Below are 12,747 nucleotides of genomic sequence, written 5' to 3' on the forward strand. Positions count from 1 at the left end.
CAACAAGCTTCGTTGGTCTCTTATTAGCTCATCTGGCCTCATTTTATCAAAGAGCACATATAAAAATCCCGGTTGGTAAATATGTTTGTCATCTTTGCTGACCATCGTTATTACAACTTCAGCCTTTGATAGCTCTTCTTTTAGTCCCCTTGCCAAAAGGTTGGCTATTATGGTGCCAGCCACACCACCACCTACTATTACAACATGTTTTGCCATACGCCTTACCTCCTCTATTTAATTTTCTTTACAACTATGTACCAATATCCGTCTTTTTCCTCTACTCCTACCATTTCATGACCTACCTTTTTTACCCAATCTGGTATGTCTTTTACAGATCCCTTATCGGTAGACAGCACCTCTATGGTAGTGCCAACGGGATTTGACTTTATTGCAGCTATAAGCTCCATCAAAGGTCCAGGGCAAAAACTTCCTCTTGCATCAATTACCTTATCAGCCATTCAAACCTCCTTATACAAAAAGAATTTTTGCATCTTCAGCCATATCAAGAAACGATGTAAGGCCTATAACATCATCAAACAAGCCTTCTTCCAAATCTTTTATATCCCATCCTAATACATCCATAGCCATAGAGCATGCGTATATTTTTACATCTCCAATAGCCTTTATTTGTTTTAATATATTTATAAAATTAGGAACGTTTTTGCTAAGCATAAGTTTAGAAAATTCCCCTTCTGGAATAACTCTATCTTTTAGCTCTTTATCTTTTTGAAAAGCCAAAACTCCGTTCATAGAGACGAAAAATAAAACTTCTCCACCCACAGTGGCGTGTATTGAAGCCATCATAGTGGCTAATTGAATTTTTTCATGTACTTGAGTGGATATTATAAAAGCTAGCTTGCTCATTTCTTTTCCTCCTATCTTTTATTGAGTTTTATTTTAATATGTAAGTCTTAACTATTCAATAAATATTGTTTATTTAATGTGTAAAATATGCTTATAAAAGTATATAAATATATACTAATATCCAAAACAACTGTTCATTTTATTGAATAAAAATATTTTATATGTTAATATTTTAAGATGGAGTTTACACTAAAAGTTCCAGCTTCTATGAGCAATTTAGGAGCAGGTTTTGATACATTTGGACTGGCAGTAAATCTTTACAATATTTTTCATATCAAAAGCTCTGAAACATTTTCTATATCTTTTGTAGATTTAGATATAAAACCGGAAGAAAATCTTTTTTTAAAAGTTTATAAAAGATGTATAGAAGCTTTTAACGAAGAAGAAATGCCTGTTAGCATTACAATAAAAACTGAAATACCCTTTTCAAGAGGGCTCGGTAGTAGCAGCAGCGCTATAATAGCTGCTATAAAAATCTTTGACATCTTATACAAAAAGGGGCTTTCTTACGATGATATTTTTAAAATAGCTTACGAATTTGAACCTCATCCCGATAATTTAGTTCCAGCTTTGGTAGGCGGGTTTAACGTTTGTTTAAAAGATGAAGAACAGACATTGTTTAACAAAATAGATTTTCCAGAGGAGCTAAAGATAATAGCTATCATACCAGATATAAAGATATCCACAGAAGAGGCCAGAAAAATACTTCCTCAAAAGATAGATATAAAAGATGCAATTTACAATATACAAAGATCAAACCTACTTTTGAGCTCTCTTGTATCAAAACGTTTTGAGCTTTTAAAAGAAGCTGTAAAAGATAAGCTTCATCAACCTTATAGGAAAAGCTTAATACCATTTTACGACGATATAGAAAAAATAGCCTATGACAACGGTGCAAAGGCAGTTTTTATAAGCGGTTCAGGAAGTACAATAGGAGTTTTCACACTAAGAAACGAATGTTTAATATGTAAAAGGGCGTCTATTTTTTTGAGTGCCAAAAATATTAAAAGCTCCTGTAAAATATTGTCTGTAGATAAAGAAGGAGCAAGAGTATGTTAGAGCTAAAAAGCTTTTTCTTTAAGGATGATAAACTTTTCATATTAGATCAAAGAAAGCTTCCCCACGAAGAAGTATATTTTGAAGCGACCAATATAGAGGATGTAGCCTATGCTATAAAGGCTATGCTTGTAAGAGGAGCACCTGCCATAGGATGTGTGGCAGCATACGGTTTTGCTATTGGTATAAAAGACGGCTTAGATGTAGAAAAGGTTTACAATATATTATCCAACACAAGACCCACCGCTGTAAATTTGTTTTGGGCTTTAAATAGAATGAAAGAAGCGTATTTTGAAAAGAAAGATCTTTTTGAAGAGGCACAAAAGATAGAGCAAGAAGACATAGAAGCAAATATAAGAATATCAAAATTTGGAGCTTCTTTGATAACCGAGAAGTCAGTGATTTTGACTCATTGCAACACCGGAGCCTTAGCCACTGCTGGGGTAGGAACAGCGTTAGGTGTTATAAAAGAGCTTCATAAACAAGGCAAAGTAGATTATGTTTTAGTAGATGAAACAAGGCCTTATTTGCAGGGTTCAAGACTTACAGCTTTCGAGCTTTTAAAAGCCAATATACCATATAAAATAATAGTGGATTCTTCGGCTCCTTTTCTTATATCAAGGGGCATAGTAAAGGCTGTTTTTGTGGGTGCAGATAGGATAGCTTCCAATGGAGATACGGCTAACAAAATAGGTACTTTTATGCTATCTTTGGCTTGCAAAGCTTACAACGTCCCATTTTACGTAGTAGCCCCCACTTCCACAATAGATTTTAACGCTAAATCTTTTCAAGATATACCCATAGAAGAAAGATCAAAAGATGAAGTTTTAAAATGTAAGGATGTTTTTGTAGGTCCTATAGATTCTGAAGCCATAAACTATTCTTTTGATATAACACCTGCTCAAAACATCAGCGCTATAATAACAGAGAAGGGGATAGCGCATTATCCTTATGTTGATAGTTTAAAAAACTTTAAGGAGCAAATATGAATATAGTATCCATAGGAGGAGGCACTGGATTATCAAGTCTTTTGTCTGGTCTTAAGAGGCTTGTAGGAAAAACAGTAGACAATTTATACGCTATAGTTACTGTGGCAGATAGCGGCGGAAGTACCGGCAAGCTAAGGAAAATATACAACATACCAGCTCCTGGAGATATAAGAAACTGCATAGTGGCTTTATCAGAGCACGAAGATATAATGAAAAAACTCTTCCAGCATAGACTAAAGGGAGAAGGATTGGAAAATCATGCGTTTGGAAATTTGTTTCTCACGGCTCTTACAGAAATAACTGGTAGCTTCGTGGAGGCTATAAAGCTAACTTCAAAGATATTGGATACAAAAGGGAGCATCATACCATCTACAACGGATAGCGTTGATCTTGTGGCAAAGTTTAGCGATGGAACTATAGTGAAAAATGAAGAAGACATAACAAACTATGGAAAGCAGAAAAAAGCTCATATAGTAGATATCTGGATAGAACCAGAAAACCCTTTTGTACCTATAGAGGCTATAGCTGCTATAGAAAGCGCAGATTTTATAATATTTGGGCCTGGTAGTTTGTATACTAGCATAATACCAAATCTCCTCATCAAAGAAATAAGGGAAAGCGTAAAAAACTCTCCAGCTAAAAAAATATTTATATGCAATGTCATGACACAGCCAGGGGAAACAGACGATTATACAGCTTATGACCATATTAACATGTTTAGAAGGTTTACACAAATAGAGTGTATAGATATAGCGATAGTAAATACAAAGATGCCCCCAAACGATATTTTGAAAAAGTATATAGCTACTGGGCAAGAGCCGGTAGTACCAGATGTAGCAAAAATATCAAAAGAAAATATAGATGTATATGCAGAAGACCTAATAAGCGAGAATATATCTTTTGTAAGACACGATCCTATTAAATTAACAAATTTATTGGAACATGTGATGGGAAAATATGTATTATATTGAATTTGATACTGACTTTATACCGAACAAAGAGGCAGATATAATAGTAATAGGGAGTGGTATAGCTGGTCTTTTTTGCGCTATCACTCTTAAAAACTTGAAACTAGACCCAGTGATTATAACAAGAGGCATTGGAAATACGTATTATTCTCAAGGGGGGATAGCGGCCGTTGTATCAAAAGAAGATTCTACTGCTTGGCATGTTTTGGATACGCTGAGGGCTGGAAGAAACTTAGGAGATGTAAAAAATATAGAGATTTTGGCTCAGGAGGGCCCAAACCGTATAGTAGATTTAGAGCTTTACGGTGTTAACTTTGACAAGAAGGAAGATGGTAGCTTTGAAACTACAATAGAAGGTGGCCATTCTTACAAAAGGGTTTTAAAAGTAAAAGATTATACTGGTAAAGCCATATACGAAGCACTTTTTAAGAAAGCCAAAGAACTAAATATACGTATTTTAGAAGGGGAGCTTTTAGAAATTATAACAAAAGACAACGCTTTAGTAGGCTGCATAGTAGAGCAAAACGACGAGCTTATTTTTTGGAAATCAAAGTTTTTGGTTTTAGCCACCGGCGGAGCGGCATCTATGTATTCTCACACTTCAAATCCACTTAAAACAAGGGCGGATGTAATAGGGATAGCGCTAAGAAGAGGATTTTTAATAGAAAATCCAGAGTTTGTTCAGTTTCATCCCACTGTATTTGAAAATACAAACCTTTTAATATCAGAAGCTGTAAGGGGAGAAGGCGCAACGCTTGTAAATCAAAACAACGAAAGATTTGTAAACGAGCTAGAACCTCGTGATGTGGTGGCAAGGGCTATATATAGAGAGATGCTAAAAGGGAACAAAGTTTATCTTGATATGAGAAGTTTAAAAGTGAACATAGAAACAAGATTTCCTACTATATACAACTTTTTGTTGGAGCACAAAGTGGACCCGTATAAAGATCTTGTTCCCATTACACCGGCAGCACACTATTATATAGGTGGCATAAGAACTGATGAGAACGGTGAAACTACCGTAGACGGTGTTTACGCCATAGGAGAAGTAGCTAGCACAAGAGTGCATGGAGCAAATAGACTAGCATCAAACTCTCTTTTGGAAGGGGTTGTTTTTGGATATAGGGCAGCTTATTCTATAGCTTTATCAAATAGAAAATTTAAGCTTTTAAAAGCAAAAAACCAAAGATCAACGACAAAGGACACAGATTGCCAACAATATTTTGACACAATAAAAAATACGATGTGGCAGTACGCTGGTCTTGAAAGAACAGAAGATGGACTTCTTTACGCCGTTAAAAAGATAAAGGAGATTATAAAACTTTGCACAGAGGCAAAGCCCACGAAGAAAAATAAAATTATATTTGACGTAAGTTTATCAGCTTATGCTACTTTACAAGGAGCTTTGAAAAGAAGAGAGAGTAGAGGTTGCCATTTTAGATTGGATTTTCCTTATGAAAAAGATGAATATAGGTATAATACAAAAATATGTTTAGAAGATTCGTTGGAGAATTTGCTTGATTAAAGTATTTTGCTTTTACCATAAGAAAATCTTATATCTATAAAAGCTATATAACATTATAATTATATTGTTGTTAGACTAAGCAGGAGGTTATTTATGAACAAAGTTCTTTTAGATACGTTGACTACTCAAAAAGAAAGCCCAGAATATCTTCAGATAAGCATGGCGGCAGCCATGACACTTGGTTTGGTGCCTGGGACATTTTACAGAAACGCAAAGCTAAGTTGTATAAATACACTCCTTACTTATCCTTCTGGATGTCATGCCAACTGCGCCTATTGTGGTCTTCAAAAAGCAAGAGAAGAAGAATTCTCAAAAAGAAATTTCATAAGAGTTGAATGGCCTACCATCAAGCTGGATGATATATTGGAAAAGGCTAAGCAGGTGGGACACGTGGAGAGACTATGTATAGCTCAAATAACACATCCTCGTTCAATAAGGGATACAAAAACTGTCTTAGAAAAGGTATTGTACGAGCTTGGGGATCAAATATTTGTTTCTCTTCTTATAAATGCTACTGGTACTAGATATCAAGATATAGAGGACTATAAAAAGTTAGGGGCTGACACTGTAACGGTAGCCTTAGACTGTGCTACACCAGAATTATTTGAAAAGATAAGAGGCAAGTCGTTAAATAGCCCTCATAAGTTTGACTATTTCTGGAAGGTGCTTGAATGGTCAGCTGAAGTGATGGGAGATGGGTTTGCCGGATGTCATTTAGTAGTAGGATTGGGAGAAACGGAGCAAGAAATGATAGAACGCATACAAAAAGTCAGAGATTTGGGCGCTAGAACACACTTATTTTCTTTCTGGCCAGAGGAAGGTTCTCTAATGGAAAACGAAAAACCATGCCCAGCCCCTCAATACAGAAGAGTACAAATGGCGAGATATATAATAGACAACGAATATGGTAGATACGAGGATATGAAGTTTAACGAAAAGGGTCAAGTTATAGATTTTGGCATAAAAAAGGATTTGTTTGAAGAGTTGTTTGCTAGCGGTAAACCATTTATGACAGCTGGTTGCAGGGGTAAAACCACAGAGGTGGCTTGCAACAGGCCTTTTGGAGATAGCTCACCTACAAACTTAAGAAGTTTTCCTTTCCAACCAAACAAATCAGATTTATCCAACATAAGAGAGCAGATATTCGATTACGAGATGGAAAAAGCTTATCCTGACTTCCTAAACCCAAGCACTGGTAGATATTTCTAAGTTGCTGATGTATAAAGGAGGCTTTTGCCTCCTATTGACTTATAATATTTATTATATAAATTTATGCTTATGAAAAAAGTTTTATGGCTTTTATTAATAATAAATTTATCCTTTGCAGTAAGAATAAGAGATATAGTGACATTTGAAGGAAATAGAAGCAACGTGTTGATAGGTTATGGTATAGTAAGCGGTTTAAACGGTACAGGAGATAGTAAAGCCACCATATTTACAGTAGATTCTTTGGTAAATGTGCTATCAAGAATGGGCATAAATTTTACGCCAGCACAAATCAATCAAATGACTACAAAAAATGTGGCAGCGGTAATGGTTACTGCAAAAGTACCTCCGTATGCAAAAGCTGGTACACCTTTAAACGTTACAGTCTCTTCCATAGGAGACGCTAAAAGCTTACAAGGTGGTGTACTTCTTATGACTCCACTAAAAGGACCAGATGGCAAAGTATATGCCTTAGCCCAAGGTCAAATAGTAACTCCTACTACCGGTGGAACTACAAATCAAAATTTAAACAGCGGATATATTCCAAATGGTGCCACATTAGAAAGAAGTTTGCCTTTTACGATGCCAAAGAAATATATAGATTTATACTTAAACTACCCGAGTTTTAATACTGCGAACGCTATACAAGATGCCATAAACAACAAGTTTGGATACGGTACAGCTGTAGCTATAGATAGCGACACGGTAAGAGTAAAACTGCCCCCGTACAACGCCGTTGATTTTTTATCGATAATAGGAGATTTGAAAGTCCATGTTCACAACCCATCTAAAATCATCATAGATAGTAGAACAGGCACGATAGTTATGGGAGGAGATATAAGGATATCGCCTGTGGCGGTGGCTTCTGGCAATATATCGGTAGAAGTAAGACAAGCCCCAGCCAATCCACAGCAAGCAAACACCACTACTAAAAATGGTAAAAAGTACAACGTATTTTTTGTAAAAGCACCGACACTAAGACAATTAGTTAGTTCTTTAAACAGCGTTGGAGCAAAACCATCAGATATAATAAACATAATAGAAGCTATGGCAGCTCAGGGTGCCATACATGCTAAAGTAGAAGTAGAGTAAAGGAGATGAAACATGACAAATTTTAAACCTAATCTTGTAAACCCGAATTATTTGCTTCCTCCTGAAAACTTTACAAACGAGTTTTCACATTTAAACAACAAAGAGAAAATTAAAAAAGCTTCAGAGCAATTTGAAGCCTTTTTCCTAGAAGAAATCTTAAAAGAAGCTTACAAGTCTTTTGCAAGCGAAAATGATTTTCAAGCAAATACATATCAGGATATGTTTTTCCAAAATATAGCTAAAGTGTTAAGTGAAGCTGGGGGTGTTGGGTTTGGCAAGTTTATAGAAAAAGCTGTAGAACAAGAGATAAAGGATCAACATCAAACAAATTTATTAAACCAGGACATCGGTAACAAAATAAATGGCAAGGCTTAAAGATTACTACGCTATACTGGGTGTTAAAAGAGATGCTACAGAACAAGAAATAAAAGCGGCTTATAGACAATTAGCTAAGGAGTATCACCCAGACGTTAATAAAGATTATGAGGATCTTTTTAAGGAGATAAACGAAGCTTACAGCGTTTTAAGCGACAAAGACAAGAGGAGTGAATACGATAGCCTTCTTGTAAATCCCGACGAAAATAAAATAAAGAATTTTACAGAGTATATTCAAGAATTTATAAACTCAATATTTAATGGAGAGAAAGAACAAAAACCAAAAAAAGGTGAAGATATAAAGCTGAAAATTTTTTTAACATTAGAAGAAGCCTATCTTGGTACATCCAAAGAGGTAGAGTACGAGAAATGGATTCCTTGTCCTGATTGCAACGCAAAAGGATATATAGGTGAACCGGATAAGGTTTTATGTGAGGCTTGCGAAGGGACTGGCAAAAGGGTTAGCGGTATATTCTCATTTCCAAGGCCTTGTTCAGTGTGTAGAGGAAGAGGTTATATAATAAAAAACGCCTGTAGCACATGTCTTGGTAGAAAAAGAATAGCTAAGAAATCAAAAATCATAGTTCAAATTCCCCCTCAAACTAACGACGGGGATATACTGAAAGTTATAGGTAAAGGTCACGCTGGCTTTGGCAACAAAGAGCCTGGTGATTTATATTTAAGAGTTTTTATCCAAGACCACAGCGTTTATAAAAAAGTTGGAAACGATATACATGTAGAACTTCCCATTAGCTATGCAGACGCCGTCTTAGGAGCAAACATAAAGTTTAGGTGGATAGACGGGAAAGATATTGACGTATTCATACAACCCGGTGCAGAATGCGGTTCTCAAAAGGTATTGCCAGGGCTTGGTTTTCAAAATGGCAACTTAATTTTTCATATTAAAATCCAAATACCAAAACAACTGTCTAAAAAACAACAAAAATTAATAGAAGAGCTAAGAAAATTAGAACACGAGGAAGATAACAAATCTATTTTTAGTATAGTAAAAAATATGTTGCAAAAATAATTTATTTCCAAAGATCCTTTTCTTTTGATTTATAGCATTCGTACAAAAAAGCATACTTCATAAACACGTAAAACATGCCAGAAAAAGCTATTATAAGCCCTTTTACACCTTCTTTGTATCCAGATTTTAGTATAAAAAACTTAAAAAAAATCCATATAGGGTTTACAATAAGGTTGTAAAAATGAAACGGTTTGTTCTTTTTACACATAATATCAGCGCTTATTTTTGCATATTTTAAAGTCCTTTCAAACTGGTCTTTCAAGCTTTTAAAAGAGTAGTGGTTTAAATAACCTTTTAGCTCATATGTTTTATTGCTACTACATACTACTGTTTCGTGTAACTCACCAGTATATTTACATACATCTTTTTTAAAAACTCTTATAAGCTTTTCATTGTTCCACACATGTTTTAAAAAATCACCCATATAAAAACTTCGTCTTGTAACGAGCCCTATCTCATAGTCAGATGAAAGGAAATCTTTTAAAGAAGCTTTAAGCTCAGAAGAAAGTTCCTCGTCTGCATCTAAAACAAAAACTATATCATTCTTAGTTTTTGATATGCCAAAGTTTACCTGTGATGGATAGCTTACCCATTCGTTAAATATGACGTTTGCGCCGTAAGATTTCGCAATATCTATTGTTTTATCGGTGGATCCTGAATCTACAATAAGTATTTCATCTGCTACATCTTTTATGCTTTCTAAAGCTCTTTTTATATTTTTCTCTTCATTTTTTGTTAGTATTACAAAAGAAATTTTACGAGCTAACAAACTCATGAGCCCATTTTCCTATAGAACCAGCCCCCATAAATACTATAACGCTATCGTTAAACTGATTTAGCTTTTCAAAAAGCTCTTCTCTTGAAGATACATAAGCACAAGAATCCTTAGCCACATTTTTTGCTATGTCCGAAGAGAAAACACCAAATGTATTTTCTTCAGAGGCACCGTATATATCCATTAAAAATACGTTGTCTAAGCTTTTAAAAAGCTCTACAAAATCGTTAAAAAGATAATAAGTCCTAGAATATCTATGCGGTTGAAATACCACTATTATATTTTTGTCTTTATATTTTGATTTTAAAGCTTCGTAAACACTTTTTATTTCTGTGGGATGATGTCCGTAATCATCGTAGATGAGGTTGCCATTTTTTTCACCGACAAATTCAATTCTTCTTTTGGCGTTTCTAAAGCTTTTTAAAGCCTCTCTTATAGTAGATTGTTCTATTTCCATAAGCGTTGAAACAGCTATTGAAGCAAGTGCATTATACACGTTGTGCATGCCCGGGATTTGAAGCTCTACTGTATTTAGTTTTATACCTTTATAAAACACATCAAACACTGTAATATCTTGATAAAATTTGATATTTTTAGCTTGAAAGTCTCCAGATTCTATCCCATAAGTAATTATCTTTTTATGTATTTTTGAGAGTATAGATCTAACCCCAGCATCATCTATATTTACAATAGAAGCTCCGTAAAAAGGTACGTTGTTTATAAATTGCACAAATGCCTCTTTTATATCTTCATAATCCTTGTAATATCCAATATGTTCTTTGTCTATGTTGGTGACTACGTTTATAACGGAGTTCAGTTTTAAAAATGATCCATCGGACTCATCAGCTTCTGATATTAAGAGCTCGCTTTTTCCTAACACTGCATTTGAACCAAACGTCTGTAAAATACCGCCTATCAAAACAGTAGGATCTAAGCCAGCTATGTGGGATATATGAGAAATCATGGATGTAGTGGTAGTTTTACCATGAGAGCCTGATATAGCTATACCTTCTTTCATCCTAAACAAATCCGCCAGCATATCTCCTCTTGATATTACTTGAAGACCTAATTCTTTGGCTTTTAAAAGCTCTTCATTCACGTTGGATATCGCAGACGAATAAACTACCACTTCTTTGCCTATGACGTTTTTAGCATCGTGCCCTATGTAAATAACCGCCCCTTTCTCTTTTAGCTCTTTTATAACATCGTTTTCCTTTACATCAGAGCCAGACACTTCATAACCCATATCAAGCAGTATCTTAGCGATACCGCTCATACCTATACCACCAATACCTATAAAGTGAAATTTTCTAAATTTTTCTCTAAACATTGTGGTTAATATTATAGCATTAAGATGCTTTTTTGTATAAAGGTGAGTCTTCTCTTGTTTTTACCTGAGACTTGTATATAGAAACATCACCAGAGATTAGATAGGATGTGGCTACTGCTAACATACAAGCTGGTAGTAGTTGGTAACTTCCTGTCATTTCTACTACCATGAGAGTAACGGCTATTGGCACTTTTCCAGCGGCTCCAAAAAGAGATAACATGCCAACTATAGAAAAAGCACCTATATTTTGGCTGTGTACTAAAGATGGAAATAAATTATGAAACATAATACCCATTCCAGCGCCTAAAAATCCACCTATAAAAAGACCTGGTGCAAATACACCTCCAGAAGCTCCAGAACCCACCGTAAAAGATGTAACTATTATCTTTATAAGAGCTAGAGATATAAAAAATAACACAAAAGGTATACCATACGTGTTAAAGATTTGCAACTTTCCATCTATGACAGCTTGAAGCCATCCATATCCTGTACCTAAAATCTCAGGGAACGCCATACCAATAATACCAGTGATAAACATACCAAGCACAGGTTTTAGGTATATGTTTAGTTTTAGGTTTTTAAAAAAGTTATCTTTAAAATAATAAAAAGTTTTTGCATAAATAACCCCAACAATACCACAGACAACACCCAAAATTACGTAAAGCGGCAACCTAAGTGGGTCAAACTGTTGTTGGTAAAAGCCAAAAACCGGCGTAAAACCAACGATGCTTCCAAATATGGAATATCCTATAGCCGAAGCTACCAGACCAGGAAATATTATATCGGCTTGCAAATCTGCTTTATAAAGAATCTCAGCTGCTAAAATAGCACCACCTATAGGTGCCTTAAATATAGTTCCTATACCCGCACCCATACCTACAGCTAGAATTCTCTCTCTATCCCTTTCTGAAAGCCCCAATAGTCTAGCAAGCCAAGAGCTTATTCCAGCTGAAATTAAGGCTGTTGGTCCTTCTCTTCCGGCAGAACCTCCAGAGCCTATAGTAATAGCAGAAGCTATGGTCTTTATAAAAATTACCCTGTCTCTTATTATTCCTCTTTTGTTGTGATAAGCGTCTATCGCCGCGTCGGTACCATGCCCCTCTGCTTCTGGAGCCCACTTAAACACTATGAAACCAGCTATCAAACCACCAATAGCAGTGACGATAGGAAGTAAATATACGAGCCCTTGTTTGAAAAATAAATCATTTGGCTTTTCACCTACAGGAGACGGAAAATGATAACCAAGAATTTTTACAGTGAATATAAACTCACATAATTTTAAACTATAGTAAAAGAAAAGAGCTCCAAGCCCAGAGACTACACCATTTATAATGCCAAGTATAAACCATTTTAAAAAATGCCTTTGCTTAGATATTAAGTATCCTAATCTATGTAACATACTAGATTATTATATCACGGTATACTAAGTTGATAAATATATCAATCACTAAGATTTTAACTTTCCCTGGTTCATTTGTTATAAAATAAGCCATTGTTTATATCCTATCGTCTTAAAGTTTTTCCCACTCAAATCCCA

At 35.1% G+C, this 12,747-nt stretch carries 13 protein-coding genes and 1 pseudogene; 8 read left to right on the forward strand and 6 right to left on the reverse strand.

The features are described from left to right. From ACP5S8_RS06685 to ACP5S8_RS06695, 3 genes and pseudogenes are all read right to left on the reverse strand, one after another. Positions 1-216, reverse strand: a pseudogene (locus tag ACP5S8_RS06685) (NAD(P)/FAD-dependent oxidoreductase); the annotation flags it as partial. A gap of 14 nt (positions 217-230) precedes the next feature. Continuing rightward, positions 231-458 (reverse strand): sulfurtransferase TusA family protein, encoded by a 228-nt coding sequence (locus tag ACP5S8_RS06690; RefSeq protein WP_461876191.1) that lies wholly within the window; start codon positions 456-458, stop codon positions 231-233. A 10-nt stretch (positions 459-468) separates the two neighbouring features. After that, positions 469-864 (reverse strand): DsrE/DsrF/DrsH-like family protein, encoded by a 396-nt coding sequence (locus ACP5S8_RS06695; RefSeq protein WP_461876193.1) that lies wholly within the window; start codon positions 862-864, stop codon positions 469-471. A gap of 177 nt (positions 865-1,041) precedes the next feature. Here ACP5S8_RS06695 and thrB point away from each other — a divergent pair, with 177 nt between their 5' ends. From thrB to ACP5S8_RS06735, 8 genes are all read left to right on the forward strand, one after another. Further along, positions 1,042-1,923: a homoserine kinase gene (thrB, locus tag ACP5S8_RS06700; RefSeq protein WP_461876194.1), complete on the forward strand. Its 882-nt coding sequence runs from the start codon at positions 1,042-1,044 to the stop codon at positions 1,921-1,923. Beyond that, a complete protein-coding gene (mtnA, locus tag ACP5S8_RS06705; RefSeq protein WP_461876195.1) occupies positions 1,917-2,909 on the forward strand; it encodes an S-methyl-5-thioribose-1-phosphate isomerase in 993 nt (330 codons plus the stop codon). The genes thrB and mtnA overlap by 7 nt, the downstream gene beginning before the upstream one ends. After that, positions 2,906-3,880 carry a gluconeogenesis factor YvcK family protein gene (locus ACP5S8_RS06710; protein WP_461870397.1) on the forward strand — a complete coding sequence of 325 codons (975 nt, stop codon included), beginning with the start codon at positions 2,906-2,908 and terminating at the stop codon, positions 3,878-3,880. Before mtnA ends, ACP5S8_RS06710 begins: the two co-directional genes overlap by 4 nt. After that, entirely contained in the window at positions 3,867-5,402 is a 1,536-nt protein-coding gene (gene nadB, locus ACP5S8_RS06715) for an L-aspartate oxidase (protein ID WP_461876197.1), read from the forward strand. The genes ACP5S8_RS06710 and nadB overlap by 14 nt, the downstream gene beginning before the upstream one ends. A 93-nt stretch (positions 5,403-5,495) precedes the next feature. Further along, positions 5,496-6,611: a radical SAM protein gene (locus ACP5S8_RS06720; RefSeq protein ID WP_461870399.1), complete on the forward strand. Its 1,116-nt coding sequence runs from the start codon at positions 5,496-5,498 to the stop codon at positions 6,609-6,611. A gap of 69 nt (positions 6,612-6,680) precedes the next feature. Beyond that, positions 6,681-7,700, forward strand: coding sequence for a flagellar basal body P-ring protein FlgI (locus tag ACP5S8_RS06725; protein WP_461876198.1), 1,020 nt, complete (start codon positions 6,681-6,683; stop codon positions 7,698-7,700). 12 nt (positions 7,701-7,712) lie between these two features. Further along, positions 7,713-8,075, forward strand: coding sequence for a flagellar biosynthesis protein FlgJ (locus tag ACP5S8_RS06730; RefSeq protein ID WP_461870401.1), 363 nt, complete (start codon positions 7,713-7,715; stop codon positions 8,073-8,075). Then, the gene (locus ACP5S8_RS06735; RefSeq protein WP_461876199.1) at positions 8,062-9,105 is read left to right on the forward strand and encodes a DnaJ C-terminal domain-containing protein; all 1,044 of its coding nucleotides are present in this window, start codon (positions 8,062-8,064) and stop codon (positions 9,103-9,105) included. Before ACP5S8_RS06730 ends, ACP5S8_RS06735 begins: the two co-directional genes overlap by 14 nt. A gap of 1 nt (position 9,106) precedes the next feature. Here ACP5S8_RS06735 and ACP5S8_RS06740 read toward each other — a convergent pair whose 3' ends face one another. Genes ACP5S8_RS06740 through ACP5S8_RS06750 form a run of 3 tightly spaced genes read right to left on the reverse strand, consistent with a single transcriptional unit; the run spans position 9,107 to position 12,609 of the window. Further along, positions 9,107-9,880, reverse strand: coding sequence for a glycosyltransferase family 2 protein (locus ACP5S8_RS06740; protein ID WP_461876201.1), 774 nt, complete (start codon positions 9,878-9,880; stop codon positions 9,107-9,109). After that, positions 9,861-11,210 (reverse strand): UDP-N-acetylmuramate--L-alanine ligase, encoded by a 1,350-nt coding sequence (gene murC, locus ACP5S8_RS06745; protein ID WP_461876202.1) that lies wholly within the window; start codon positions 11,208-11,210, stop codon positions 9,861-9,863. The genes ACP5S8_RS06740 and murC overlap by 20 nt, the downstream gene beginning before the upstream one ends. Positions 11,211-11,229: 19 nt before the next feature. Next, positions 11,230-12,609 carry a chloride channel protein gene (locus ACP5S8_RS06750; protein ID WP_461876204.1) on the reverse strand — a complete coding sequence of 460 codons (1,380 nt, stop codon included), beginning with the start codon at positions 12,607-12,609 and terminating at the stop codon, positions 11,230-11,232. Positions 12,610-12,747 lie beyond the last annotated feature (138 nt).

This window comes from Hydrogenobaculum sp. (assembly GCF_049967395.1).
Taxonomy (GTDB): Bacteria; Aquificota; Aquificia; order Aquificales; family Aquificaceae; genus Hydrogenobaculum.

What these genes read in the sequence shown, in the direction of transcription:
- ACP5S8_RS06750 (WP_461876204.1), bottom strand. Translation starts at nt 12,609, where the DNA reads ATGTTACATAGATTAGGATACTTAATATCTAAGCAAAGGCATTTTTTA.
- ACP5S8_RS06740 (WP_461876201.1), bottom strand. Translation starts at nt 9,880, where the DNA reads ATGAGTTTGTTAGCTCGTAAAATTTCTTTTGTAATACTAACAAAAAAT.
- ACP5S8_RS06735 (WP_461876199.1), top strand. Translation starts at nt 8,062, where the DNA reads ATGGCAAGGCTTAAAGATTACTACGCTATACTGGGTGTTAAAAGAGAT.
- ACP5S8_RS06720 (WP_461870399.1), top strand. Translation starts at nt 5,496, where the DNA reads ATGAACAAAGTTCTTTTAGATACGTTGACTACTCAAAAAGAAAGCCCA.
- ACP5S8_RS06695 (WP_461876193.1), bottom strand. Translation starts at nt 864, where the DNA reads ATGAGCAAGCTAGCTTTTATAATATCCACTCAAGTACATGAAAAAATT.
- ACP5S8_RS06710 (WP_461870397.1), top strand. Translation starts at nt 2,906, where the DNA reads ATGAATATAGTATCCATAGGAGGAGGCACTGGATTATCAAGTCTTTTG.
- murC (WP_461876202.1), bottom strand. Translation starts at nt 11,210, where the DNA reads ATGTTTAGAGAAAAATTTAGAAAATTTCACTTTATAGGTATTGGTGGT.
- nadB (WP_461876197.1), top strand. Translation starts at nt 3,867, where the DNA reads ATGTATTATATTGAATTTGATACTGACTTTATACCGAACAAAGAGGCA.
- ACP5S8_RS06690 (WP_461876191.1), bottom strand. Translation starts at nt 458, where the DNA reads ATGGCTGATAAGGTAATTGATGCAAGAGGAAGTTTTTGCCCTGGACCT.
- thrB (WP_461876194.1), top strand. Translation starts at nt 1,042, where the DNA reads ATGGAGTTTACACTAAAAGTTCCAGCTTCTATGAGCAATTTAGGAGCA.
- mtnA (WP_461876195.1), top strand. Translation starts at nt 1,917, where the DNA reads ATGTTAGAGCTAAAAAGCTTTTTCTTTAAGGATGATAAACTTTTCATA.
- ACP5S8_RS06725 (WP_461876198.1), top strand. Translation starts at nt 6,681, where the DNA reads ATGAAAAAAGTTTTATGGCTTTTATTAATAATAAATTTATCCTTTGCA.
- ACP5S8_RS06730 (WP_461870401.1), top strand. Translation starts at nt 7,713, where the DNA reads ATGACAAATTTTAAACCTAATCTTGTAAACCCGAATTATTTGCTTCCT.